Genomic DNA, 24,727 nt, shown 5'->3' on the forward strand with positions numbered 1-24,727 from the left:
TCATGGTTTTGCTTTATACAGCCTTGGCGAAAAGAGCGGGGTCGGGTGCGTAATGCGGCATTCACACGCTCGCCCGCAGCCTGCTTGCCTATACTCGCCAATCGCACACCTAGTGCGTCACCGCACCGTCCGCAGCGCCGCCTACCAGCCTCTTGTACTTCGCTAAAGTAGGCGGCAGTGTCTCCTCTTCCAACTTTGCCAGACCCTGGATACGCCGCGCAATTTCCTGCTCGCTTAATTGGACTTCGATAGTGCAGGCATCGCCATCAATTCTGACAATATCACCATTGCGAAGTGCGGCTATCGGTCCACCTTGCTCCGCTTCGGGCCCGACATGGCCGATACACATTCCGCGCGTTGCGCCTGAAAAACGGCCATCGGTGATGAGCGCTACATCCTCCCCGGCACCTTGCCCGTAAATAAGAGCCGTCACACCCAGCATTTCTCGCATTCCGGGCCCGCCGCGTGGACCTTCGCCGCGTATGATCAGCACATCGCCTTTTTTATATTGCCTCGCACGCACTGCTTCGACAGCAGCCTCTTCGCCCTCGAACACACGCGCCGGACCTTCATGAACTAGCCGCTTTAGTCCTGCGACTTTCAGAAGCGCGCCTTCCGGAGCCAAATTGCCTGTGAGGATAACCACACCTCCGGTAGGGCTGATAGCGCGCTCAGCGGACCGGAACACCGTTCCATCGGGCTCCATCGCCTCATTCGCAATCTCGCCCAGCGTTTGCCCCGACACCGTTAGGCAGTCGGCGTGCAGAACGTTTGCGTCGCGCATGATGCGCAACAAAGTCGGCACGCCGCCAACGTGATGTGCATCGCGCGCCCAGAACCTTCCGCCTGGCTTGAGGTCAGCAAGTAATGGCGTGCGAGCAAATATTTCAGCGATGCGCGCCAGCGGAAAGGACAATCCGGCTTCATGCGCGATGGCTGGCAAATGAAGCGCCGCGTTGGTGGAACCGCCTGTTGCTGCGACGGCTGCCGCCGCATTCTCAAGCGCCTTGATCGTGACCAACTCGCGCGGGAGAATGCCGTCCTGCAGCACCAATTCCGATAGCCGCCGCCCTGCCGACCGCGCTAGCGCTTTGCGTGATGAATACACCGCCGGGGTCAACGCGGTGTGTGGCAATGACAGGCCCATCACCTCTCCGACCATCGCCATGGTGTTGGCGGTGAACTGCCCGGCGCAAGACCCTACGGTGGGTACGGCTATCTCCTCCATTCGCCGCAACTCATCTTCTTCCATTGCGCCGGAATACACCTCGCCCACGCCCTCATAGACATCAACAATCCCAACATCGCGACCCTGCCAAAGGCCCGGCAAGGCCGCGCCTCCATATACAAATATAGATGGACGGTTGACGCGCACCATCGCCATCATCATGCCCGGCAAGGTTTTGTCGCACGTGCCGAATGCCAGCAGTCCATCATATTCGTGGCCCCGCATCATCGCCTCGACGCTATCTGCGATGATCTCTCGGCTCACGAGGCTGAAACGCATACCCTTGTGATTCATCGACATCGAATCGGCTACGCTGATGGTGTTGAACGAAAACGGCGTCCCACCACCTTCCACAATGCCCGCTTTGCCTTCCGCAATTTGCGGCGGCAGAGACATGGTGCACGGCGTAACCTGATTATCCGTTCCTGCCAACGCTATGAATGGCTTGGCGATGGCGGCATCGTCCAGTCCCATCGCGCGAAGAAAGGCACGATGCGGGGCGCGGTCCAGCCCATCGGTAATCGCTCGGGAGGGCCATTTCGGTTTGGTCATGACATTGCGGCCTTTTTGTGTGATGGGGCTACGTCAGGCGGAGCGATGGTTTTACGCGCGCCAATCGAAAGACGGTGATGACGAAATACGATGCAGTCCAAATCGCGGCGTTTCCAGTCCCGGAGAGCTATACCGCCCCTACCGATTTGGTGATCAAAGCCCTGTTCGAAGAAAGTAATCCGCAAGGGTGGCTTGAGGCGAACGGTGCTGGCATACCAGTTATGCTTAGCCATTCCGGAGTGGCGGTAACTGCGGACATGATCGCGGCGATGCCTGATTTGATGCTCGTCGCCAATTTCGGGGTGGGAGTAGATTTGGTAGACCATGCCGCGTTGGAAAGGCGCGGTGTTGTGCTCACGCACACGCCAGATGCTTTGACGGATGATGTAGCTGACATGGCAATGGCGCTGATGCTGGGCGGGATACGCCGGATCGGTGCCGGCGACAGACTGGTTCGCGCTGGCAGGTGGTCTACGCCGCTGACGCGTTCGGTGCGTGGATTGTCGCTCGGCATATTGGGGCTGGGCCGAATCGGATCCGAAATTGCGCGGCTCGCCGCCGCATTTGGAATGGACATTAGCTACCACAATCGCAGTGCCATTGCGGACAGCCCCTATCAATATGCCAACAGTCCGGTCGAGCTTGCAAGAACTGTCGACGTGTTGGTCGCCGCCATTCCTGGTGGCGGCAGCGAACCGTTGATTAGCGATATAGTCATCGAAGCAATCGGACCGGATGGCCTGTTCGTTAACATCGCGCGCGGTAGTGTGGTCGATGAATCGGCTTTGCTCGACGCTTTGGAAAACGGCAGCTTGGGGGCCGCTGCGCTCGATGTCTTTATGAACGAGCCCAAGATCGACCCGCGTTTCATGGCTCTGGATAATGTGCTGCTTTCCCCCCATCGCGGCAGCGCTACCGAGGAAGCGCGTATCCGCATGGCGAATGAGACTTACGCCAATGCCGCGAATTGCGTTGCCGGTCGCTCGCTCGTGGATATCTATCGCCAACGCTGAACTGCCGGTGTTAATAGATCCCGACCGCGCCACCATCGACGCGCAGGTTTACGCCGTTGACATAAGACGCGCCTTCGCTGGCGAGAAACAAGGCTGCATGCGCGATTTCTTCAGGTCGCCCCAACCGCCCGGTGGGATTCGGCACGAATTGCTGCACGCCAGCTTTCTCGATTGTCTCCCAATCCTCTCCCCAGCCCATGTTACCCGCCATTTCGCGCCATAACGTTTCAAGCCGTTCGGTATGGATTGCGCCTGGCACAATAGCGTTTGCCGTAACGCCCGCAGAGCCGACATTTTTCGATAAGCTGACGGTCGCATTGCTTATCGCTGCCTTGTTGGCCGCATAGTGCGCCGCGATGGCTGCGGGCTGATAGGCAAAACCGGTGCTGACCTGAATTGCCCGTCCCCATCCGCGCGCCATCATACCAGGCACGAATGCCTTGGTAAGCCTCACAGCGCCGAGCAAATCGCCCTCAAACATATCGCGCCATTCTGAGACTTCCAGATCGAGCCACCCGGCCATAAGATTGCCCTGGCCGCCGGCATTGTTAACTAGGACGTCGATACCATCCCAATCGCTACCAATTGTGTCGATAATAGCGCCGAGCTGATCATGGTCGCGCAGGTCACCTAATACATAGCGTGCGCTGGTGCCGAGTTCGTCAGCCAGCGCCTTTGCGCGTGCCTCATCGCGTCCGTGCACGCAAACCTTTGCGCCCTCTGCCGCAAATGCTTTCGCCATCGCCATGCCCAGCCCACTGGTGGAGCCGGAAATAAATACGCGCTTGTTCGTAAGGCCGGTTTCCAAGTCTTATCCCCTTGTTCGGTAGACTCTACCGAATTCCCTATGTCGCCCTGTTCGTTCGCAGGCTTTCGTATATTGTCGTCTCATAGTGCTCGCGAAAGGTCTTGACCCGCTGCGCCGCGGACTAGCTCGGCTCGGCCAAAGCTGCTATTTGAAACCGATGGCTATCCCCCCCGATGCGAAAACTGTTTTGCACCATTTAGTGCCGAAGAATGCGGTAATGTCCGACCGCAGTCGTAACAGTTTCTCCGCCGTGCGCGTCGCACCGCACAGTAAATGCGAATTGCGCATCGTTGAAGTTGGCGATTGGTGCTTTAGCTGGCTGGAGGCCGACGGATCGCTCTATTTTGACTTGCCTGACGGTGCGAAGCCGGCTTTCGAGCGGCCAATTCTGTCGCTGATGCTTTCAGGCCGTTCGTGGCTCCACGAAAAAGAGAGCGTCCCGGTGGACCGTCCGAGCGAGCTCGTATTGGCGCGTAAACCGGTGCCGGTCCACGCAGGCAATGCCGAGGTTTGCCGGTATTTGTGCATTCACGTGCCGATGGAAGAACTCACCAAGTCTGCAAGCTTCGCCGAGCAAGCGGAAAACGTTGCCATTTCAGCATATATCGGCGGTGGGGCAATTGTGGCCGGGTTGGCGCGTTCATTGGCAAGCGAGGTGGCGAACGGCCGAACCCAGGGGCTCGATTCATACTTAGAAAATTTTGCGGGAATGATCGCCGCTGCCTTTTACGATCGGCGCACATTTGAACGGCCCGACAGTCGCAGTACGCGGTATGAGCGAGTGGTGGATTACCTCAATGCAAACTTCGACGATGCGGGCTTGAATGCAGCTAATGTCGCGGCAGCGTGCGGATTGTCGCGAAGGCAAATGTCGCGGGTTTTGTCAGAGAACGATGCCGATTTCCGCACCCTCTTGCGCAATGCCCGGATCGACCATGCAGCCAAGATTCTGACAGACCCGCTTAACCATATGTCGATCACTACTATTGCCTACGATTCAGGCTTTGTTAGCAGCTCTCATTTCTCTCGCGCTTTTTCCGACCGTTTCGATCAATCGCCTAAAGCGTTCCGCAAAAGCGCCGCCAAGAGCGACTAGGGAGTGCTTCAATTACCACCTGCCAACTCGATCTGCGCCAGCACATCCCAAACCGGATAATTCGCCTCGCCTATCACAGCCTCTTGCACAGCATTGGGTTTTATGTGGCCCAGATCGCTGGGATGCCCATCAGCAAAGCGTTCATGAGACCAACCCTGCGGCATCGATAGCACGCCTGACGGGGTTGCTTCAGTTACCGTAGCGGTACTTGTAAAGGAGCCGCGGTCATTGAACACCCGCACCGCATCACCGGTGGCTATCCCCCGCGACGCGGCATCGATTGGATTTATCTCCACGCGCGGTTCTGGCAGAACTTGGTTGATTAGCGGGAGGTTGAGGTGTGTACTGTGCGCCGAATGGACGTGTTTGTAAGTAATGAAAGTGAACGGATAGATTTTTGCCTTGGGCTGGCGACGGCTCTCGATCGGTTCCTTGTGTGTCATGACCCCCTCGCCGCTACCGACGAACGCCTCATGATAGAGCTCCAGCCTCCCAGAGGGTGTGGGAAATATCTTGTCACCGAACGGTACGCGCGGGCGCGGAATATTGACTTGAACTACGCCTTTTTCGCGAAGTTCTGGCCAATCGATGGCGGCGATGCCCGGATGCTTATTGTTCTTCAGTGCGAATTCGCAAATCTCGTCGGGCGTCATCCGCCAATGCTCGCCAGCGCCCATTTCTTCGCACAATCCAGCGAATATCTCATAATCGTTGCGCGATTCGCCGATCGGCTCGACCGCGCGCCGGCGTAGCTGGACGAACCAAGTCTCGCCGCCGCCGACCAGGTCCATATCGTCCTCGAAATAGGACGTGACCGGAAGCACATAATCGGCGTAGCGCGCCGTCTGTGTCATCACCTGTTCGTTGACCACAAACAGATCAAGCTTAGGCAACGCATCCTCAACGAAACGTTTGAAATATGGGCTTTGCGTGCTGAAATTATAACCTGCGAGCCAAAGGCTGCGGATGGGATAGGGATCACCATCGGCAATCGCGTCCAGCATCTTCACACCCGGCAGCGGTGTTCCAGCATTGCCACCTGGCATCGCCCATTCATCGGGTTGGTTCATCAGCAACATCAGATGTGCGCCGTCGATGACATTTACCCCCGAATAGGGCTTACCAATATTACCACATAGCGCAGCTAGCGTAATCCAGCCCCGATAGGCGAGTTGACCGTCATAATAGCGCTGCGGGCCTTCACCGAGCCAGATCCACGCCGGCTGAGTATTTGCATATTCATGCGCGGTCTGGCGGATTTGCTCAGCAGGAACCCCGCAGATTTCGCTAGCCACTTCAGGAGTGTATTGCTCCCATTCCTCCAGCATCACCTCGAACGTTGTGCGGCATTTGGCTACACTTCCATCCAGAAGCGTGACCTTTAACTCACCCCGCAGCCGTGCGCTCGCACCCATCGCGGCGATAGGTTCACCGCTCTCGGCGTCCAATACTACACGACCAGGCTCAGCTCCTTCGGCGATTTCGGCCATATCAAGCAAGCGGCCATCCTCGCGCACCAGAAATGGGCAGTCAGTATGGGCAGCGAGATAGTCCTCGTCCATCAATCCAGCATGGACGATCTCATGGATCATGCCCAATGTAAGCGCTGCATCAGTACCGGGGCGAGGCGACAGCCATTCATCTGCTTTGGCCGCCGTGCGCGAGAAGCGCGGGTCGACCACCACCAGCTTCGCACCAGCCTCCATCGCATCGAAAATGAAATGCATTTCGCTATGCGCGGTATCGGCAACATTGCGGCCCACCAGCATGATATATTTGGCATTTACGATATCGCCGATTTCGTTGCAATACGGCATCCCCATGGATGACATTACTTCGACGAAACCGGCAAAGTCGCTCATCAACCCGGCATTGGTGAGTGCGGTGCCATGCAGACAGTTGGCTGTGCGCGTGGCGGAAGTGATCGCCTTGAAGCCATAATTGCCGGTCATGTTCAGCCACGCGTTGGTCTGCGGGCCGTGCTTTGCAGCGGCTGCCTGAAGTTTAGCAGCAATATCGGCGTAGGCTTCTTCCCAAGTGATCCGCTCCCACATGTCTTCGCCGCGTTCACCAACGCGGCGAAGAGGATATTTCAGCCGATCGGGATGGTGCAATCGCTCCATCGCCATCGCAATACCTTTAAGGCAAATGCGCTCGAACCCAGGTACCGGAAATGATGCGGGCTCCAGTTTTGTAATGCGGTCATTCTTGACGAACGCATTGACCCCGCATGTGCCGGAGCAATTGGGCGAACACACCGTGCGCACCACTTTGTCATGCTGCGCAGGCATTACGCTCTCCGATCTGCTCTTCAAGATGGTTAAATAAATCCATCCGAAGGGTGCGCACGCGGATAATCGCGAACGTAGCGCAGCCATTTGCCCAAAGCCTTATCCGTGCGCGTTACAGTGCCCCAGTTGAAGCGCGAGGTTTCGAGCAGATCGACATCCTTTTGTGCTTCGTGATTATGGTGCCCCGCAATCATTTCCAACGCCTCGCGTCCTACTTCCTTTTTAACGCAGGTTATCATGAACATCTCGGTTTCCCCTGGTCGGCGCTGACAGCTGGCTGAGATATGCCCGTGCCATAGGCCGTCATTCGTGCCTTCCATAAAGATCAAATTGGTCCCGAACACATCGACTTCCCAACGAACTGGCGAGCCGTCGGCGATGATGGTTGCCGTGATTTTCTGGTGGGCGTGATGGTCGTGGAAGGTGAAGTCCTTATCATGCTTGGCAAGGTCGACCTCAAATTCATGGACCGCCCAGAAATGCTGCATGTCAAACGCGCCTGCCACGCCGATGGCCGGATCATGCGGGATGTGCGAGTGAAACTCTGTTTTGAATAGCAAATCATCTTCATTTTCTGAGAAACTAGGCAGATCATAGAGCGGCTCATCGCCGTTAAAGGCCCAAATCAATCCGTACTTCTCTTTGGTTGGGAAGCGAAAGACCTTGGCTGACTTTGGCACAGGATCTCCGACACGGATTTCGGTGCAAGCACCGCCACGGTCAAACTTCCAATGATGGAAGGCGCAGCGTAGTTCGTTACCCTTTACATCGCCCTTCGCAAGATTAGCACCCATATGCGGGCAAAACGCGCTGAGCACCTGCGCCACACCGTCCTCGCCCCTGAACACGACAATCTTGCCATCAAGAAAGTCGTAGCCTTTGACCTGTCCGGCCTCGACATCAGAACTCAGGCAGATAGGATTCCAGACCTGCGAGAAACCGCCCTCTCCTTCTGGGATGAGCGGCCAGTTCAACTTCTCATTGCGCGGTTTGCTTGCTGCCGCGGCCGAGCGCTGCAAAGTCTGTTGTTCCATTTCCTATCTCCCAAACTTAGTGAACGCCCACTCTCTTGCATGCATGCGCACGTGCAGGGGTTTCTGATGATTTTCTACCCTAAATGGTGTTCGCGCTACAGGGTTCTTTTTGCGGTTTGGGGCCAAACAGCATTCCGAAAACGCCATTACGTTTCGGCTTTTTGTGCAACCGGATATTGACCAAGGGCCAGAAACAAAGCCGCCGCAAGCGCAAAACCGGCTGCGGACATATACAGCGCGAGCGAGTATGAGCCGACAATATCAAAGCTGGCAGCGAATAGAGTGGCACCAACAGGCAGCGAAATCGCGAAGGCGAGATAGACAAAACTGTAGAGCCGCCCGAACGCTTCCATGCCAAAATAGCGCGCGGTAAGAAAAGCAATTAGATCGAGCTCTGCCCCTTGCGCCATTGCAATCAGAAATACGCCCGTCGCGGTCAGCCAGAAGACAGCATCGGATTGCGTAAGGAGCACCGCGCCAATCATTGCCAGCAACACAATTGCCGCCGCGACACCGGGTGCCCAAATTCGATCAATCAAAAGCCCCGTCGCTATCCTGCCCACCAAGACCGCTCCTCCGACAAGCGACACTGTGAAGACTGCCTCACCCGTGCTGAACCCACGGTCATCCAGCAATGCACGCAATTGCGATACCAGACCGAAAACGGGAAGCCCGGTGAAGAACACTGCGCCCATCAGTAATGGTAAGTGTCGCGAACGCAGATGTTGCACGATCGATATCGGTGCGCTCTTTGTTTCGCTTGGTTGTTCAACCGAGCGACCGCGAAGCCCGATCCATGCAGCAGGCAATCCAAAGATCGTCGCGACTGCAGCGAGAAACAGAAAGCCAGCACGCCATCCCTCGTTGCTGATCAACCACTCCACAGCAGGCGGCAGAAGAATGGCCGAAATCGATGACCCGGATAGCGCCAGCGCCAGCGCCATTCCCCGCGCTTTCGAGAACGCGCCCGCCACAGCACGCGAGTATGCAATGGGGCCGGAAGCAATTCCAAGCACGAGCGTAAGTGCCAAAGCTGCGTAGAACGTCCAGATGGCGCCTGAGACAAAGGTGACAAGAACATAGCCAGCACTCAGCATGAGGATAGAGGGGACCACCACGCGGAAGCCACCATGCTTGTCGATAAGCGCACCGACCACCGGCATAACCAAAGCCGAAGCGGGGATCAGAAACAGCGCCATTGAAATGGCGCTACGACTCCAGCCGAATTCCGCCGACAGCGGTGCAAGAAAGAAACTGAACACGAAGCCCAACATGACGGCACCCGATCCCATGCCGATTGCTGCGCCCAGTACAGTTGGCCAGCGCGCTTTAAATTCGCCTCGGATCGTGGGAGAGGAAGCTTCAGCTATGACAACAACTCGCGCGCGATAATCATGCGCTGCACTTCGGATGTCCCTTCACCGACGCGGTAGTGCCGTGTTTCGCGATAGATCCGTTCAATGCCCGTGCTGCGGACCATGCCCGACGCGCCGTGGATCTGCATTGCGCGATCCGCCACGCGGCCAACCATTTCTGACGCAGTCAGCTTGACCATGCTTGAAAGGGTCGTCGCACGTCCTTCGCTTTCCACCTTCTGAATGCATTGCTCGTAGAGCGCGCGGCAAGAGGCAAGTTCGACCGCACTATCAGCAATCATCCACTGGATAGCCTGACGCGATGCAAGTGGCTTCCCGAAAGTTTGACGGTTCTTGGCATATTCCACTGACAAATTGAGCGCGTGCTGCGCTGCGCCAATGCAGCCCGCAGCAACACCAAGTCGCCCTTCGTCCAAGCTGCTCATGGCGACTTTGAACCCGTTCCCGACCCCGCCGATGATCGTATCGTCAGACACGACGCAATCATTGAAGTGCAGCTCCGCAAGCAAATCATTGCCGATGGACACATCGACGCTGGCGACCTTGAAGCCTGGCGTATCCGCGGGGACAAGAAATGCGGTTATACCGCCTTTGGCGCGTTTCTCCCTGTCGGTCACCGCCATCACCAAAACATACTCGGCCTCCGCCCCCCAGGTGATCCATTGCTTAATCCCGTTGAGTTTCCAGCCACCGTCAACCCGCTCTGCTGTGCAGCGCATTGATTGCGCGTCTGAGCCTGCTTCCGGCTCGGACAGCCCGAATGCGATCTTGATATCGCCTGCGCACATACGCTTGAGGATGTCCTTCTGGCTCTCGCTACCGCCCAGCAGGATAGCATTGGAGATCGGCCCGCTGGTCATGGTGACCGCCAACATCATTGCGCTGTGCCCCTTAGAAAGCTCCTCCAAAACAACCAGATATTCGCGCATCGACAAGCCAGAGCCACCGTATTCTTCGGGAACTGTGCAGCCGAGGAAGCCGAACTCAGCGAGTTTCTTGTAGATCGATTTCGGTATCGGTTCGGGCTGATCAAGCTCATCGATATTTGGCCAAACTTCGGCCGAGACAAAAGCGGCAGCGGAATCGCGGATTGCGGTGATATTTTCGGTTTCGGCCATAATATTATGAACTCTTCTTTAGATAATCGAGGGAAGCCTCGCGCGCGGCGATGAGCCGCTTTTGCAGGGCAGAACTGGAGTAAGCACTGAGGGCGCGACGACCTGCTGCGGGATGCGCAGCCAGTTGATTTGACAGCATCATCGCATGGTCATCGGGTTTTAAGCTTTCGGCGAGTTTCGCCAGTCCAAGCGCGGCCAAGGTAGTGCCTGACAATGGCTCAGCATTGAAGATAGCGGCGGTGCGCAGATGAAGCGGGAGCCGGTCGCCTAGAATGTCCACAGCGACAAAGGACGGGATGCCAATCTTGACTTCCACCAGTGAAAATGTCGCCTCTGAGCTAGTAACAATCGTGTCGCACAGCGCGGCAAGCAACCATCCGGCTCCGCATGCCGCTCCTTCCACTGAAGCCACAACGGGATCGCGATACGAAGCGAGTGCATCGAACAAGTCGAACGTCAAATTCGTCGCCAAAAAAGGGTCACTTGCCGCGAACTTCAAGTCCACTCCGGTACAAAACGTACTGTTCTTTCCACCGATAATAAGCGGCCCTTCGCCAGATAGCCGCTCAATCAAGGCCGCCATTGTTGCAGGATCCAGCGCGTTGCCTCGCTCTGGACGGTCGAGGAGGAACTTCTCGCTCACCCGCCCATGGCCGCCATCATCGCGGAGAAAGCCCTTGCTGAGGCAGCGCGCTCCGCATCAAGGCGTTCAATCGCGTTGGCCATGTCCGCATCGCGTAGCAATGCTTTGAAATCGGCTGACAGCGCTGACGGCTTACTTGCCAACACAGTAGCTAGTTCGTGCGCTGCATCGGCAAGATTCTCGTCGGCGACTGCGCGCGATACCAGCCCAATCCGCATCGCCTCATCGGCGCCAACCTTCCTCCCCGAAGCAACGATTTCTGCAGCGGCGAAACGTCCGACAAGCGAAACCAGACGACCGATTGTCCCGGCAAGCGTCAGCGTGTTCATTCGCATTTCCGGAAAGCTGAAAAATGCTCCTTCGCCCATCAGAATTATGTCAGCGGTAAGCGCCAGTTCCGCACCTGCACCGATAATCGCGCCTTGCGCTGCAACCACCACTGGCTTGGAGCATTGCATTAACGCCTGTCGCTCCGCGTGCCCTTCTTCGACAATAGCCGCCTCGGCCACAGGCCATTTTGCGCGAGTATCTGCTCCCGTACTGAAATGTTTGCCAGCCGCTGTCAGCAAAACGACGCGCACATCATCGTTGGCATCTGCCGCCCGAACGAGATCCAATAGAGCGGCGAACTGATCGGGGCCGAGCGTGTTTTTCTGTTCGGCGCGGTCAATTGTCAGATGCGCAACGCCACCTTCATGAATGCCGACAATGCCATGGCCGCTCATATTTGCGCTTCCTTCTGGGCTTCGGCCAGCAACTCCGCCTCCAATACCTTGCCATCAACCTTGCCAGTGGGCGCGAGTGGAAACTCATCGCGAAAAATAATCAGTCGCGGCAGGCTGAACGCTGGTGAGCGATCGAGATACCATTGCTTGATCTGAGCAGGATCGGGCCTGTCGCCGCGTGACAAGATCACCGCTGCGGGAGCTTGTCCCTTTATCGGATGAGGGATTGGGCCGACAAAGGCTTGCGCGATTTGAGGGTGATCCAGCAATTGCCGCTCTACCTCTCGCGGATAAACGTTCTCTCCGCCGCAAACGAACATATCGTCTACGCGCCCGCGAAAGAAGTAAAACCCTTCATCGTCGCGAGAGAGTATATCGCCGGTCGCATACCAACCATCGCGAAACCTCTCGGCCTGTACTTCGGGACGATTGTGATAACCAAGCGCCAAGCCAGGTCCGGCGACAAACAACTCACCCTGATCCGCCTCGTCGCCGGTCTCAGGGTCGATCAGCTTGACTTCCACACCCGGCAAAGGCTTCCCGCAGCTGTCTAATGTATATTCGCGTGCCGGATCATGCCCCATGACAGCTCCACTTTCCGTCGTACCGAACATATGGAACAGCCTCGTCCCAAAGATGCCCGCAACCTTATCGAGCAACACGCGCCCACTGGGGCTGGCCCCGACCATAATCGCGTCCAGCCGCGAAAAATCGCCCGCTTCCAGCAAATCATCATGCGCCAGCATCATATTGAGCATGGCCGCGACTGCAGTGAACGTTGTGACCTCATGCGCAGCGATATTCTCCAGAAACGCCCGCGCATCGAAGCGCGGCATGATGACAGCGGTGCCGCCCGTGGCAAATACCGTTTTCATCATACCTGTGCCGTTTTTATGAAACATCGGCGCAGCGATCAGATTGACCGGAGGCTTGGTGTAAATTTGCCCGTAAAATGAACGTTGATCTTGAAAGTGACGAATTTGCGAACGATGCGGTAATCTGACACCTTTAGGCCTGCCGGTTGACCCAGAAGTATAGATTTGCAGCGCGATATCCTCATCGCTAGCTACGAATGCCGGGGCCGCTTCGCTTGCTTCTTCCAGAAGGTTCGAGAAGCACATGTAATCCGTACCATCACCAACATGAACTCTCTGAAGAGCAGAATTGACCTGGTCGATAGCATCGTAGGCCGGAGCAGAAAGAGTATCGGTGAGCACCATCTTCGCCCCAGCATCATTGATCATGAAGGCCAGATCATCAGTCGAAAGGCGCGGATTGAATAGTGCCGGCACGACCCCTGCGCGCATTAGGCCAAAGGTCGCGATCACGAATTCCAAACTGTTGCCAAGAGCTACACCAACGCGGTCGCCACCTTCCAGTCCGAGCGCCAAAGCTGCATTAGCCATGCGGTTGAGCTGTAGATCTAACTGCGCGTAGGTCAGCGAACGCGTGGTTCCATCGCTACCCGTATCGACGACTGCAAGCCGCTGCGGATCGCTCGCCAGCGTCTCGGCAAACAGATGTCCCAAGCTGTCCAAAACCTTACTCTCCCTGACCATATTTAAGGGCTCTGCAACGCCTTCCATGAAAAAGATGTTGGAAAGCGTTCGACCTTTTTGTATGACGATCTGATAACATGAAAAGCACAAGTGGCAAGAGGCTGCGATGTGCATGGGAGGGTAACAATGACGCACACCAGCGAGCGAGCACGCCCGCGGGCTATAAAACTGCGGAATGCGGCAATGATCCTCGGAGCAAGCGCGCTAGCGTTGGCGATGCCATACGCTGCGGCAGCACAAGAGCAGATCCCGGGTGAAAATGTCGAGCAGGCTGAGCCCCAGGCAGACAATGACAACGTCATCATTGTAACCGCACAGCGTCGTGAGCAATCATTACAAGAGGTGCCGATCGCAGTAACCGCAGTCAGCGGTGAAGAATTGGCGGCGCGGTCAGCTATCGATGTCTCGGACATCGCTCAATTCACGCCCAGCGTCACTATTCAAGGCGCTTCGCGCAGCTCCGGTGGCGGTACCAATGCAGCGATATTCGTTCGCGGCATCGGGCAGGATGAGTTTCTGATTACCTTCGATCCCGGCGTCGGCATCTATATCGACGGGATCTATCTAGGACGGACGACCGGCTCGATTCTCGACCTTGCAGACCTGGAACGGATCGAAGTTTTGCGCGGGCCACAGGGCACTTTGTTCGGCCGAAATTCGGTCGGGGGCGCGATCCAGATCGTGTCGAGGAAGCCGGAGCTCGGCGTTGTTGAAGGCTTTGGTTCTATTGGCATCCGCGAGGATGATGGGTTCGATATTTCCGGCGCACTAAATGTGCCGCTTGGTGACAATATCGCCTTTCGCGTCACTGGCCAGCATCGCCAGCAAGATGGGTTCGCCATCAATCAAACAACCGGCAATGATCTGTCTAATGTTGATCGCCAGGTCGTGCGCGCGCAGCTGCTGATCGAGCCGACCGACCGGCTCAGCGCGCTCTTTTCGGCGGACGCTTCATTTTTGAACGAGCGGGGCATTCAATCTAGCCTGGTTGATCTCGATACAAATTCCTCGTTCCTGCAACTTTTCAATGGTTTCAGCTCCCCTCCCGGTGGGCCACTTGCAATCGACGGGACAGACGTGGCGCGCGATCCTGATGTGTCGAACCTCAATCGCGACGGACTCAATGAGAATACGGCCTTCGGTTTCTCTGCGACCTTGGAATATGAACTCACCGATACGCTGACCGTTAAATCGCTCAGTTCTTACCGCGACCTCGCTTCTGATTTTACTGCCGACTTGGATGGCACCGATGCACCATTCGTCGACAACTTTTACAGCACGCGGCAAAACCAATTCAGCCAAGAGCTTCAGCTTCTTGGGACTGCTTTCGATGATCGGCTCAATTTCACGGTCGGTGCATTCTATTTTCGAGAGGAAGCCGCCGAGACGGGCCAAATCGATATATTCGCCGGTCTTTTCAACCTATTCCAAGGGCTGCCCGGCCCTATAATTCCGGCGTTTCCCGGTGTCGATTGCACGGTGACCCCTCAGTTCTGTGGCGGCGGCGCGAATAACCCGGTGAATGCCAACTTCGATTTGCAATTCCGCACCGACTCCGTAGTCGAGGTCGATAGCTATGCACTGTTCGGGCAGTTCGAATATGAGCTGACCGACCGCCTGACTGCAATTGTTGGTTTGCGGCAGAGCTGGGATACCAAAACGCTCGACTATAATGTGACCCGCGGCGGCGGTTCGGCAGCATTCTGCGCGCTGCCATTCGGCGGTGCGGTGGGCTGTATCGGCAATGACATCTTCGCCGTCCCACCAACACAGTTCAGTGATACCTTCCGCGCCTTCACACCTAGATTCGGCCTGAATTACGATTTCTCGCCCGACGTGTTCGGTTATGCCAGTGTTGCTAGAGGCTATAAATCCGGTGGATTCAACGGCCGTGCAACCACCCTCAACGATCTCACGATTTTCGCGCCCGAGGATGTCTGGACGTATGAAACCGGCCTTAGGACTACATTGGCCGGCGGCGACATCATTCTCAATGGCGCGGTCTACTATAGCGATTATCAGGACATCCAGTTCGCCATCGCAGTTCCCAACCCAGCTGGACCCGGAACGCTCAGTCCCGTTATCAACGCCGGTTCGGCTGAGATTTACGGGCTAGAACTTGAAGGTACGGCACGCCTAACCGACACAGTTCGGCTGTCTGGCGGTGCGTCGTTTATCAGCGCAGAATATACAGAGGACGTGACGTTTCTCGGTCAACCAACCGGTATCTTGAATGGCAACGATGTTCCGAAAACGCCGTCCACGCAGTTGTTCGGCAGCATTGATTATCGCCAGCCCGTCGCAAATAATCGCTTCCTGATCCATGCAAGGGTTGATGGTTCATACCGTAGCAGTATCCAGAATGAGCCGTCGAACTTCGCACCCGTCAGTCAGGACGGTTACGGCATCATTAATGCCCGGCTCGGCTTCGGTGACGCCGATGAAACATATGATCTCTCGATCTGGGCCAAGAACCTGTTTGATGAACGCTATCTGGAGAACGGTTTCCGTTCAGGCGGCGGCACCAATATCGGTTATTTCGCACGCGGACGGCAAATCGGCGCTACCCTAAGGTTCAGCTTCTAGATAGACTGCACTGATGAACGGTCCTCCTCAATTAGCTTCGCCAACCAGCACCAAATCTTCGGTTGTCGATGAATTGGTGGTGGCGTTGCGGCAAGCGATCGAGGAGGGGCGAATTGGTCCCGGATTCCGATTGGTACAGGACGAGCTATGCCGCAGTTTCGCAGTGGGCCGAGGATCTTTGCGGGAGGCATTGCAGCGGCTCGAATCCGAAGGCTGGATTGAATATGTCCACAATCGCGGCGCGGTCGTGCGCATCCTTTCGCGCACCGAAATTTTGGAAAGCATCGCCATTCGCGAGGTTCTGGAAATGGCGGCTGCAGGCATGGCCGCGGCCCAGTTCGAGCATGATCCCGCGGGCGAGGAATTGACCGATCTGGTCACTGCGATGGACGTCGCGGCGCAGGCGAATGACCGGCCGACATTCTTGCGCCTGAACAGCGACTTTCACGACAAAATTGTGGCGCTGTCAGGGAATAAGCGGCTGATGGCGCAAAACGATCTAAAGCTGACGCGGCTGGTGCAATTACAAATGTCAGGCGCACACGATTCCGACTGGCTCCCGCTAGCGAACGAAGAACATCGCGCTATCCTGCGCGCCGTTCGTACTGGAGATCAGGGCGGCGCAGAGCGCGCGATGCGGGCCCATTTGGGGCGGGTCAACGGTATCTTGCGGGATTTGCCACCGGAGGCTTTTGTGCCTCTGCCAACACTGGGAAAGAGATAGGAACAAGCGATGCGGATTGTCGATTCGAACGCAATGGAGTGGCAAGGAACGGCGAGTCACCGTGATGGTGACTACGCGGTGAAATCGCTGTTCGAAGGTGAGCCGGGACCAGATAATTACTGGTTCGTTCTGTTCCGCGTATCTGGCAAATACGACACGCCGCGCCACGCGCATAATTTCGAGCAGGTCCGCATCATGCTCGAAGGCGCGTTCGATTTTGGTGATCAGGTGCAAGAAGAGGGGACAGTCGGGTATTTCTGCGAAGGCACGCCCTACGCTCAAACCGCACGGGGCGATTCTGTCACGTTGCTGCTCCAATGTGAGGGCGCAAGCCGGTCCCGCTATTTGAATATCTCAGAACAGCGCGCTGCGGGCGAAGCCATGGTTGAAGCGGGCGGCACCTTTTCGGAGGGCCTGTATGATGGACCGAACGGACGCGGCGGAACCATGAAGCGGGATGGTGCGCTGGCGTTATGGGAATGGGAATGCGGTAGCCGGCCGACTATTCCGCCGGCGAAGTTTGAGAACCCTGTCATCATGCACCCTGATCGGTTCGTCTACCGCGGGGCGGGCGATGGTTTGGAGGAAAAGCATCTCGCCACATTTGGCGAACGTGACTTGTCACTGACGTATGTGAAAGTCGCTGCCGGAAGTTCCTTCTCACACGATACCGCCACTTCGGGTGATGCATTGTTCTACGCGCTCGATGGGAGCGGCACGGTTGAGGGCGAAGCGTTCTTTGCAGGCTGTGCAGCCGAAGCGCGCGCTGGGGACGTGTTTAGCTTCGAAGCAGATCAATCAACCACGCTCATCCGGCTGCGTTTGCCTAGCTAGCGCCGCAGTAAATCCAAACGCTCGCCGCCTCCAGGTGGCTCATATTGAATATGCTGGTTCGCGAGCATCGTCGCATACATTCCAAGCGGACGCTCCTGCTCCTCAGCAATATGGCCCAGCACACCTATTGCGCGCGCCAGGATAGGGATCGCCCGCGACATAAAGGGAGGAAAGCCCATATCGGCGCTGATCGAGGCTATTGGCGCCTGGACGTTGAGCACAAGATGTTTGCCAGCCTTACGGTCTGCTGCTGCAGAAAGCGAGTGCAGGAACTGCGTGTTGCGCCCTGCGACACCATGTTCGTCAGCTAATTCCAAGAGACGTACGCTGCGTGGATCGTCGGGTTTGTGTAGCGGATGACCAAAGCCCGGCAGCTTGTCGCCAGCGTCAAGAACACGCGCTACAATATCATCCGCTGCTTCTGTGTCGCTGGTGCCAGCGTCCATCATCGCCAGGCCTTCCGCCAGCAATGCCGCCGTTTCATCAGCCGATCCGAGCAATACCGAACCTGCCCCTAAAATTCCTGCTGCGACCGCGCCCTGTAAAGCCTCCGGCGCTGCGGAAATCGTCATTCGCGCAGCCAAAGCTGTGGGTGACATGCCATGTTCGGTTATGGAAATGATCAGCGCTTCCAGCATCTTGGCCTCGCCCTCGCTCGGCTCGCGAGCGGTCAGGTGGAAAAAGATGAATGCGCCGAGCCCCATCCCGCCGATCACATCCTCGCAGAAGTCCTTTCCGCGAAAGGTAATGCTCTTGCGATCTGCAGTGCAAATGCTGGTGACCGGATCAGCCTTGCCGAAATTGCTCATGCTTGTTCTTTCCGTTTTGCCAGATCGAGCGCGACATCGACAATCATATCTTCCTGCCCGCCGACCATCTTACGCGCGCCCAATTCGACCAGAATATCGCGCACATCGATCCCATATTCGCTGCTGGCCTTCTCCGCATGACGCAGGAAGCTTGAATAAACACCGGCATAGCCCAGCGTGAGGGTTTCGCGGTCGACCCGCACTGGGCGATCCTGCAATGGCCGAACCAGATCTTCTGCCGCATCCATCAACGCGAACAAGTCCGTGCCGTGATCCCAACCGTACACATCGGCCGCCGCAATAAACACTTCAAGCGGCGCATTGCCCGCTCCCGCGCCCATCCCCGCGAGCGAAGCATCGACCCGCAGCGCGCCATTCTGCACAGCTGCAATCGAGTTTGCGACGCCGAGCGAGAGGTTGTGATGCGCATGGATACCGCGCTCCGTCTCCGGCTTCAGGACCTTGTCATAAGCCTCAAAACGCGCCGCGACATCATCCATCGTCATCGCGCCGCCGCTGTCGGTGACATACACACAGTGCGCGCCATAATCCTCCATCAGCTTGGCTTGTCCAGCCAATGCATCAGGCGCGCTCATATGGCTCATCATCAGAAAACCTGCGACATCCATGCCTAGCTCGCGCGCGTATTCTATGTGCTGTTTGGAAACATCTGCCTCAGTGCAATGTGTTGCCACCCTTACTGATCGCACGCCGATTTCATAAGCGCGCTTCAAATCGTGGACGGTGCCGATTCCCGGAAGCAGCAACGTAGCCAACTTAGCGTGTTCCAACTCATCAGCCACGGCCTCCAGCCATGCCCAATCAGTCTGCGCACCGAAACCGTAATTTACGCTGGAACCGGACAGCCCATCGCCATGCGCAACCTCCAGCGAGTCCACCTTCGCATTATCCAAAGCGCGCGCGATTTCGCGCACATGCTCGAGCGAATATTGGTGGCGAATCGCGTGCATGCCATCGCGCAAAGTAACATCCTGAATATAAAGCTTCTGATCGGGCACAACCATCAGACGGCCTCCCTCAAGCGCGCCATCGCCTCAGCGGTTTTCATCGCGGCGGAAGTCATGATATCGAGATTTCCAGCATATGCAGGCAGATAATGCGCCGCCCCTTCAACCTCCAAAAACACGCTGGTTTTAAGACCGGTGAATTGCCCGCTTTCGGGAATATGAATCGGGTTATTGCCGCCGACCCTCTCAAACTGCACGTCTTGTTTTAGCCGGTAGCCTGGCACATAGCTTTGCACTTCCTCCACCATGCGCAGGATTGAGGCTTCGACCTCTGCTTCGTCCGCATCATCGGAGAGCGTGTAAACCGTATCACGCATAATCAGCGGCGGCTCGGCCGGGTTAAGCACAATGATCGCCTTGCCGTGATCCGCCCCGCCGACAACTTCGATCGCGCGGCTCGTGGTTTCGGTAAACTCATCAATATTCGCGCGCGTTCCTGGGCCAGCCGATTTTGATGCGATCGATGCCACAATCTCTCCGTACCGCACATTCGCCACTCGGTTGACGGCGTGAACAATCGGGATAGTCGCCTGCCCCCCGCAGGTGACCATATTGACGTTCGGCTCGGCCAGATTGGCCCGCATATTGACAGGTGGGATCGTGTAGGGACCGATAGCCGCGGGAGTCAGATCGACAATTCGCTTACCTGCCGCTCGCAGGACCGCATCATGTTTCTTATGTGCCCCCGCGCTGGTGGCGTCGAAAACGATTTCAATATTCTCGAACTCCGCCATTGCCGTCAGGCCGTCGATTCCGCCGTGCGTTGTCGCGACGCCCATGCGCCGTGCGCGCGCTAGACCATCGGAATCGGCGTCGATCCCGACCATTGCGGCTATTTCGAGCACTTCCGAAAGTTGCTTGATTTTGATCATCAGATCGGTGCCGATATTGCCTGACCCAATAATGGCAGTTTTGACTTTGGTCATGTCGATCTACTCCGCTGCAAAGCGGGCCGAAACCTCGCCCAATCCTTCGACCCTCGCAACAAGATGGTCGCCTGGCTCGATAGCCACCATCGGCCCCAAAGCGCCTGACAGCACAACATCGCCAGCTTTCAGCGGCGCCCCAAACTTGGCCATTACAGTTGCAAGCCAACGCACCGCATTTAGCGGATTACCGAGACAGGCGCGCCCTTCCCCCGTTGAAATCGGGTCACCATCATGTCCTCGGCGTAATTCCATCTTGCAATTGTAAAGATCGAGCGCTGAAAGTGGACGTGGTTGCCCGCCCAGAACGAAGTAACCGGAAGATGCATTATCAGCGACGGTATCAAAGAACCTGATATCCCAATTCGCAATCCGGCTGCCGACGATTTCGAAAGCTGGTAAAGCGAAATCAATCGCCGCAATGACCTCACCCAGACCCGGTTGCTCGGCGCCGATATCGCGGCCTAGAACGAACGCGATCTCGGCCTCGATCTTCGGTTGATTCACCGCACCCACAGCTAGCTCTTCATGTTCGCTTATCTCCATATCGGCGAACAATGCGCCGAAATCGGGCTGGTCGACGCCGAGTTGTTTTTGAACAGCTGGTGAAGTCAGGCCGATTTTACGTCCGACCAGACGACGACCCGCATCAAGCCAATGCTGCGTGTTGATCTTTTGAATGGCATATGCATCTTCGGCATTGCCTATCTCGTCGCGGATGGGCGGGATCGGTCCGGTGGAATAGGCATCGCGCAAACGCGCCGCGATATCTTGATTTATTGAAGCAGCCATCAGCGTGCCAGATAATCCAACACGACGCGGTTGAAGCGTTCGCGTTGCTCGGTTTGCACCCAGTGACCACATTCGGAGAACACATGAAGCTCGGACTGCTTCATCCTACCGAAAAACTGGAACACACTGTCATAAGGCGTCACCCGATCATCGCGGCCCCACAGAATCAGGCTTGGCGTATTAAGTTGCTCAATATCCTTTTCCATGAAGCGGTAAGGGCTTTCGGGTGATGGCGGTCCCGGCTGAGCGGCGAGCAATTTCGGGTCAGTCGCCGATGCAAATCGTTCATCGACCAACTCGTCGGTAATCAGCGACTTGTCGTGAACCATTGTCTCCAGCAAACCGCGCATCTTGGCTTTAGTCGGCCCCTCGCCCTGATACATTTCGCCCATCGCCTTCCAACCTTCGGTAGGGAACGGAGCGAAAGTCGGCATGGCGATTCCTGGGCCCATCAATACCAGCCTGCCGACCAATTCGGGCCGATGAATACCGATCCAGATCGCAACCGCCCCACCAAGCGAATTTCCGAGAATATGCGCACCAGTAATCTCCAGCGCGTCCATAATATCGACGATGCCCTTGGCGTAAAACGCAATCCGCTCGCCGTCGGGTTTCGCCATGGTGCTTCCGCCATAGCCGACGAAATCGGGGAGCAGCACGCGGTAATGCGCCGCAAAAGCCTGAAGATTGCCGCCGAAATTACTTAAAGCGGAAGCGCCCGCGCCGCCGCCATGAAGCATCAGTAGGGGCTGACCCTCACCAGCTTCTGTGACATGGATTTGATAATCGCCAGAGGTGATCAGCTGCGTTTTGGTTTCGATCATTGGTGGCCTTCCGGCTTTGGTTTATTTTAACTGGCAGCAGGGTCGAAATCGCCCCAGCCATTGGGGCCTGTCGCGCCGCGAATATTGTACCCACACATGCAGTCGATGGCAGTGCCGGTCATGGACGCGTTTTCGCCATCAGCAGCGAGCAATACATAAGGAGCGGTGAAGGCAGATGGCTCAGGCTGCTCGCCCATCGGCAAGAACATCGGCGCCGCCTCTTTCAAAGGAAGTTCCTTGATCGATTTGCCTTCCAAACCGAGCGAACTCGGTCCGCGCAAATCGGTCAGGGCTGCGCCAACTGCAACGCCGTTTACGCGTACATGCGGCGCGAGCTCGTACGCCAACTGCCGCATTACGCCGAGCCCTGCATGTTTGGATGCAGTATAGACAATCCCGCCGCCCGCGCTGTTCACAGACGCCGTGGAAAGCGTGAAGATCATACAGCCCTTGCGCTTGGCGAGTGCCACAGCAGCGGCTTTCGCACCGAGCATGTAACCCTTCAAGTTCGTGCCCAGCACCTCGTCATAAGTCGCTTCGAGCTGGTCGGGTGTCATGTCGACCATGCGGGTGCCCCAATCCCACACACCTGCGTTGGCGACGAAAATGTCCAGCCCGCCAAACGCTTCAACCGTTTCGGCCACCGCACGCTCATTATCGGCATAATTGCGGACATCTCCTGCGATAGAGATCGTATCGCCGCCTAGACTTGCTGTCGCAGCGTCCAATTTGTCGTCTGCGAGCCCCATTATGGCGACCTGCGCGCCTTCGGCTATGTAAGCTTTAGCGACCTCCATTCCGATGCCAGACGCGCCGCCCGTGATAAGTGCGACTTTTCCTTCAAGCCGTGCCATCAGAAGAAAATTCCCAGATTGGCACTCAGGATCAATGTCTGGTCAAAAAGGATGGTTCTCCGCGCGATTTCAAAACCGGCAGGCGCGGAGGAATTTTCGCGGATATGATCGTGGCGGGTGCCGAAGAAGAATTCCTCATCGTCCGCAGCGCGGGCACGGTAGACGGAAAAATTGCTGTCAACGATATAAGCATTCGCGCTGACCGAATGTGCCACCTGCACATTGGTGATCAGGTGGCGTGTGCGTGACGGCGGATCCTCCGACCAGCTCTTGTCGGTTTGCAGCCGCTTCACGCGCAGCTGCATATATTCCTTCGTGTCTTCGAAGTGCTTGGCTTCGTCCTCGGAGGCCCATTCCTTAGTCCGTTCACGCGGCAGGCGATTATAGCGCGCAGGCGCTTCGTAATGCAGGTCTTCGGCCAGCATTGCGAGCCAATCGTCAAACCGTCGCTCATCAATAGCTTGTGCTTCGGCATAGAGAAACTGCGACAAGCGGAACGTCGTTTCCATATCAGAGGCTTGGGCATCGCTGGGCCGCTGATACGGCATCGTCATTTCAAACGAGGACATAGCTATTCCCCTTGGACCGGCTGGAGCATAAGGTCGCGCCACCAGCTGTAAAATTCGCGGCTCGCGGCCTCACTTTGCGCACGGTCAGTGCGGCCAGGGTACTTGCCGCTCGGATCTTTGCTCTCATTGGCGCCAATCATGTTGTTGAACAGCGTCTTGCGCGCCTTGGTGCCGCGCAGAACGCGCTGTATCTCTGTCCAGTTCTCGGCATCGTCCTGTTCGAACACTCCCGATGAGGCGAAGGTCATCTGCGTCTTGATGCGGCATTGCTTTTTGATATCTTCGGGTGCGTCGCGGTCCACCAGAGTCCAAGCCCAGACCTCCATCGCATTGGGGCCCTTTGGCTGCCAAATCCGCAATGTCTGGTTCAGAGGCAGAATGCCCATATTAGGAAACATGTTGGCGTGGACGAATTGCGTTTGCTTGGCCGCCTGTTCACCAACCAGCTTAGCGTGAGCATCTCGCGTCGATTGATTGTAGCGCATTACCTCCATTCCCATCGCCATCGCGGTCTGCATGTCGGACATTTCGACCATAGGTGTCGCGACCCCGCCATGGCCGCGATCGCGGAACTGGCGCCCTTCGAGCGGTGGTGGTTCCTGATATTCCATGCCTTCGGGCATCATTGCCAGCGCGCTGGCGACATGCGTGTAATCGAAATGATAGATGTCGCTGGCGAACTGTTCCGCGCCGAATTTCCAATTGGCGGGGACTTCCCATTTCTGCACACCGCCTATCACCTCGGTGCCCCCCGGACGGTTGAACATTGCCTCCCAATACCATCGGGTTTCGCCTAGCGAATCCTCGAACGAAGGCGCATCCTCGTCCCAAGTGGCAAAGATGAGCCCATAAAAATTGTGGATTTTAGCAACCTTGATTGCGCCCCACTCGGATTTGTCGATCCGGTCGCCACCCACTGCGTCGGACTTGGAAATACTGACCAGATTGCCGCCGAGATCGTAGGTCCAGCCGTGATAAGTGCACTGGAACGCCTTTGTCTTCCCTAAATCGGCTCGGCATAACCTTGCGCCGCGATGACGACACTGATTGAGGAAGACAGCAATCGAACCGTCTTTCTGCCGAACCACCAGCACCGGATCCTCGCCCATACGGCTGGCGAAGAAATCGCCGGCCTTTGGTATCAGGCTCTCGTGCGCGACCAGCAGCCAACAGCGGCCGAAAACGCGCTCCTGCTCGAGCTCGTGCAGATACGGGTCGGCATAGATTTCGGGGCCAATCGTTCCGGTTTCGCTATCGATCAGCGACGCCACCTTTTCTTCCAGCGCGCTACGGACGCCAGGCGTGAGGGTTATGGGTGCAGGATGTAAGGCCATATCG

The 24,727-nt window shown here is 56.7% G+C and carries 22 protein-coding genes; 5 read left to right on the top strand and 17 right to left on the bottom strand.

Going from position 1 to position 24,727, the window contains the following annotated elements:
* Positions 1–109: 109 nt before the first annotated feature.
* Positions 110–1,780 (bottom strand): dihydroxy-acid dehydratase, encoded by a 1,671-nt coding sequence (ilvD, locus tag I5L03_RS12815; RefSeq protein WP_197922398.1) that lies wholly within the window; start codon positions 1,778–1,780, stop codon positions 110–112.
* Between the two features lie 77 nt (positions 1,781–1,857).
* Between ilvD and I5L03_RS12820 the strand changes: the two genes are divergently transcribed.
* Positions 1,858–2,793, top strand: coding sequence for an NAD(P)-dependent oxidoreductase (locus tag I5L03_RS12820; protein ID WP_197922400.1), 936 nt, complete (start codon positions 1,858–1,860; stop codon positions 2,791–2,793).
* A 10-nt stretch (positions 2,794–2,803) separates the two neighbouring features.
* Here I5L03_RS12820 and I5L03_RS12825 read toward each other — a convergent pair whose 3' ends face one another.
* Complete coding sequence (locus I5L03_RS12825; RefSeq protein WP_197922401.1) at positions 2,804–3,601, bottom strand: SDR family NAD(P)-dependent oxidoreductase; 798 nt, start codon at positions 3,599–3,601, stop codon at positions 2,804–2,806.
* A gap of 217 nt (positions 3,602–3,818) precedes the next feature.
* Here I5L03_RS12825 and I5L03_RS12830 point away from each other — a divergent pair, with 217 nt between their 5' ends.
* Entirely contained in the window at positions 3,819–4,697 is an 879-nt protein-coding gene (locus tag I5L03_RS12830; RefSeq protein WP_197922403.1) for a helix-turn-helix domain-containing protein, read from the top strand.
* Positions 4,698–4,705: 8 nt separating this feature from the next.
* Here the strand turns inward: I5L03_RS12830 and I5L03_RS12835 are convergent, their stop codons facing one another.
* The 7 genes from I5L03_RS12835 to I5L03_RS12865 all read right to left on the bottom strand — a co-directional run bounded on the left by I5L03_RS12835 (position 4,706) and on the right by I5L03_RS12865 (position 13,470).
* Complete coding sequence (locus I5L03_RS12835; protein ID WP_197922404.1) at positions 4,706–6,988, bottom strand: molybdopterin-containing oxidoreductase family protein; 2,283 nt, start codon at positions 6,986–6,988, stop codon at positions 4,706–4,708.
* A gap of 29 nt (positions 6,989–7,017) precedes the next feature.
* Positions 7,018–8,022: a Rieske 2Fe-2S domain-containing protein gene (locus I5L03_RS12840; protein WP_197922408.1), complete on the bottom strand. Its 1,005-nt coding sequence runs from the start codon at positions 8,020–8,022 to the stop codon at positions 7,018–7,020.
* 146 nt (positions 8,023–8,168) lie between these two features.
* The gene (locus I5L03_RS12845) at positions 8,169–9,314 is read right to left on the bottom strand and encodes an MFS transporter (protein ID WP_234035247.1); all 1,146 of its coding nucleotides are present in this window, start codon (positions 9,312–9,314) and stop codon (positions 8,169–8,171) included.
* A 74-nt stretch (positions 9,315–9,388) separates the two neighbouring features.
* The gene (locus I5L03_RS12850) at positions 9,389–10,516 is read right to left on the bottom strand and encodes an acyl-CoA dehydrogenase family protein (RefSeq protein WP_197922412.1); all 1,128 of its coding nucleotides are present in this window, start codon (positions 10,514–10,516) and stop codon (positions 9,389–9,391) included.
* A gap of 4 nt (positions 10,517–10,520) precedes the next feature.
* The gene (locus I5L03_RS12855) at positions 10,521–11,159 is read right to left on the bottom strand and encodes an enoyl-CoA hydratase/isomerase family protein (RefSeq protein ID WP_197922414.1); all 639 of its coding nucleotides are present in this window, start codon (positions 11,157–11,159) and stop codon (positions 10,521–10,523) included.
* Positions 11,156–11,884, bottom strand: a complete 729-nt coding sequence (locus I5L03_RS12860; RefSeq protein ID WP_197922416.1) for an enoyl-CoA hydratase/isomerase family protein — start codon at positions 11,882–11,884, stop codon at positions 11,156–11,158. The genes I5L03_RS12855 and I5L03_RS12860 overlap by 4 nt, the downstream gene beginning before the upstream one ends.
* Positions 11,881–13,470, bottom strand: coding sequence for a class I adenylate-forming enzyme family protein (locus tag I5L03_RS12865; RefSeq protein ID WP_197922417.1), 1,590 nt, complete (start codon positions 13,468–13,470; stop codon positions 11,881–11,883). Before I5L03_RS12865 ends, I5L03_RS12860 begins: the two co-directional genes overlap by 4 nt.
* 99 nt (positions 13,471–13,569) lie before the next feature.
* On the opposite strand from I5L03_RS12865, the gene I5L03_RS12870 reads away from it, so the two are divergent.
* The 3 genes from I5L03_RS12870 to I5L03_RS12880 are packed head-to-tail and all read left to right on the top strand — an operon-like array spanning position 13,570 to position 17,587.
* Positions 13,570–16,029 (top strand): TonB-dependent receptor, encoded by a 2,460-nt coding sequence (locus tag I5L03_RS12870; RefSeq protein WP_234035248.1) that lies wholly within the window; start codon positions 13,570–13,572, stop codon positions 16,027–16,029.
* A 13-nt stretch (positions 16,030–16,042) separates the two neighbouring features.
* Positions 16,043–16,753 (top strand): GntR family transcriptional regulator, encoded by a 711-nt coding sequence (locus tag I5L03_RS12875; RefSeq protein WP_197922419.1) that lies wholly within the window; start codon positions 16,043–16,045, stop codon positions 16,751–16,753.
* Positions 16,754–16,786: 33 nt separating this feature from the next.
* Entirely contained in the window at positions 16,787–17,587 is an 801-nt protein-coding gene (locus tag I5L03_RS12880; RefSeq protein ID WP_197922420.1) for a hypothetical protein, read from the top strand.
* On the opposite strand, the gene I5L03_RS12885 is transcribed toward I5L03_RS12880, so the two are convergent.
* Genes I5L03_RS12885 through I5L03_RS12920 form a run of 8 tightly spaced genes read right to left on the bottom strand, consistent with a single transcriptional unit; the run spans position 17,584 to position 24,723 of the window.
* Positions 17,584–18,396 (bottom strand): citryl-CoA lyase, encoded by an 813-nt coding sequence (locus tag I5L03_RS12885; protein WP_197922421.1) that lies wholly within the window; start codon positions 18,394–18,396, stop codon positions 17,584–17,586. The genes I5L03_RS12880 and I5L03_RS12885 overlap by 4 nt on opposite strands.
* The gene (gene dmpG / locus I5L03_RS12890; RefSeq protein WP_197922422.1) at positions 18,393–19,421 is read right to left on the bottom strand and encodes a 4-hydroxy-2-oxovalerate aldolase; all 1,029 of its coding nucleotides are present in this window, start codon (positions 19,419–19,421) and stop codon (positions 18,393–18,395) included. The genes I5L03_RS12885 and dmpG overlap by 4 nt, the downstream gene beginning before the upstream one ends.
* On the bottom strand, positions 19,421–20,350 hold the full coding sequence (locus I5L03_RS12895; RefSeq protein WP_197922423.1) for an acetaldehyde dehydrogenase (acetylating): 930 nt from the start codon (positions 20,348–20,350) through the stop codon (positions 19,421–19,423). Before I5L03_RS12895 ends, dmpG begins: the two co-directional genes overlap by 1 nt.
* Before the next feature lie 6 nt (positions 20,351–20,356).
* Entirely contained in the window at positions 20,357–21,142 is a 786-nt protein-coding gene (locus tag I5L03_RS12900; protein WP_197922617.1) for a 2-keto-4-pentenoate hydratase, read from the bottom strand.
* Positions 21,142–21,966, bottom strand: coding sequence for an alpha/beta fold hydrolase (locus I5L03_RS12905; protein ID WP_197922425.1), 825 nt, complete (start codon positions 21,964–21,966; stop codon positions 21,142–21,144). Before I5L03_RS12905 ends, I5L03_RS12900 begins: the two co-directional genes overlap by 1 nt.
* 26 nt (positions 21,967–21,992) lie before the next feature.
* Entirely contained in the window at positions 21,993–22,820 is an 828-nt protein-coding gene (locus tag I5L03_RS12910) for an SDR family NAD(P)-dependent oxidoreductase (RefSeq protein WP_234035250.1), read from the bottom strand.
* Positions 22,820–23,389 (bottom strand): aromatic-ring-hydroxylating dioxygenase subunit beta, encoded by a 570-nt coding sequence (locus I5L03_RS12915; protein ID WP_197922427.1) that lies wholly within the window; start codon positions 23,387–23,389, stop codon positions 22,820–22,822. Before I5L03_RS12915 ends, I5L03_RS12910 begins: the two co-directional genes overlap by 1 nt.
* A 2-nt stretch (positions 23,390–23,391) precedes the next feature.
* Positions 23,392–24,723 (bottom strand): aromatic ring-hydroxylating oxygenase subunit alpha, encoded by a 1,332-nt coding sequence (locus tag I5L03_RS12920; RefSeq protein WP_197922429.1) that lies wholly within the window; start codon positions 24,721–24,723, stop codon positions 23,392–23,394.
* Positions 24,724–24,727: the final 4 nt, after the last annotated feature.

Origin of the sequence: Aurantiacibacter sediminis, assembly GCF_016019885.1 — a bacterium.
GTDB lineage: Bacteria > Pseudomonadota > Alphaproteobacteria > Sphingomonadales > Sphingomonadaceae > Alteraurantiacibacter > Alteraurantiacibacter sediminis.

Coding starts and splice junctions, on each gene's coding strand:
- ilvD (WP_197922398.1), bottom strand. CDS start 1,780: ATGACCAAACCGAAATGGCCCTCCCGAGCGATTACCGATGGGCTGGAC.
- I5L03_RS12820 (WP_197922400.1), top strand. CDS start 1,858: ATGACGAAATACGATGCAGTCCAAATCGCGGCGTTTCCAGTCCCGGAG.
- I5L03_RS12830 (WP_197922403.1), top strand. CDS start 3,819: ATGTCCGACCGCAGTCGTAACAGTTTCTCCGCCGTGCGCGTCGCACCG.
- I5L03_RS12835 (WP_197922404.1), bottom strand. CDS start 6,988: ATGCCTGCGCAGCATGACAAAGTGGTGCGCACGGTGTGTTCGCCCAAT.
- I5L03_RS12840 (WP_197922408.1), bottom strand. CDS start 8,022: ATGGAACAACAGACTTTGCAGCGCTCGGCCGCGGCAGCAAGCAAACCG.
- I5L03_RS12845 (WP_234035247.1), bottom strand. CDS start 9,314: ATGGGATCGGGTGCCGTCATGTTGGGCTTCGTGTTCAGTTTCTTTCTT.
- I5L03_RS12850 (WP_197922412.1), bottom strand. CDS start 10,516: ATGGCCGAAACCGAAAATATCACCGCAATCCGCGATTCCGCTGCCGCT.
- I5L03_RS12860 (WP_197922416.1), bottom strand. CDS start 11,884: ATGAGCGGCCATGGCATTGTCGGCATTCATGAAGGTGGCGTTGCGCAT.
- I5L03_RS12865 (WP_197922417.1), bottom strand. CDS start 13,470: ATGGAAGGCGTTGCAGAGCCCTTAAATATGGTCAGGGAGAGTAAGGTT.
- I5L03_RS12870 (WP_234035248.1), top strand. CDS start 13,570: ATGACGCACACCAGCGAGCGAGCACGCCCGCGGGCTATAAAACTGCGG.
- I5L03_RS12875 (WP_197922419.1), top strand. CDS start 16,043: ATGAACGGTCCTCCTCAATTAGCTTCGCCAACCAGCACCAAATCTTCG.
- I5L03_RS12880 (WP_197922420.1), top strand. CDS start 16,787: ATGGAGTGGCAAGGAACGGCGAGTCACCGTGATGGTGACTACGCGGTG.
- I5L03_RS12885 (WP_197922421.1), bottom strand. CDS start 18,396: ATGAGCAATTTCGGCAAGGCTGATCCGGTCACCAGCATTTGCACTGCA.
- dmpG (WP_197922422.1), bottom strand. CDS start 19,421: ATGGTTGTGCCCGATCAGAAGCTTTATATTCAGGATGTTACTTTGCGC.
- I5L03_RS12895 (WP_197922423.1), bottom strand. CDS start 20,350: ATGACCAAAGTCAAAACTGCCATTATTGGGTCAGGCAATATCGGCACC.
- I5L03_RS12900 (WP_197922617.1), bottom strand. CDS start 21,142: ATGGCTGCTTCAATAAATCAAGATATCGCGGCGCGTTTGCGCGATGCC.
- I5L03_RS12905 (WP_197922425.1), bottom strand. CDS start 21,966: ATGATCGAAACCAAAACGCAGCTGATCACCTCTGGCGATTATCAAATC.
- I5L03_RS12910 (WP_234035250.1), bottom strand. CDS start 22,820: ATGGCACGGCTTGAAGGAAAAGTCGCACTTATCACGGGCGGCGCGTCT.
- I5L03_RS12915 (WP_197922427.1), bottom strand. CDS start 23,389: ATGTCCTCGTTTGAAATGACGATGCCGTATCAGCGGCCCAGCGATGCC.
- I5L03_RS12920 (WP_197922429.1), bottom strand. CDS start 24,723: ATGGCCTTACATCCTGCACCCATAACCCTCACGCCTGGCGTCCGTAGC.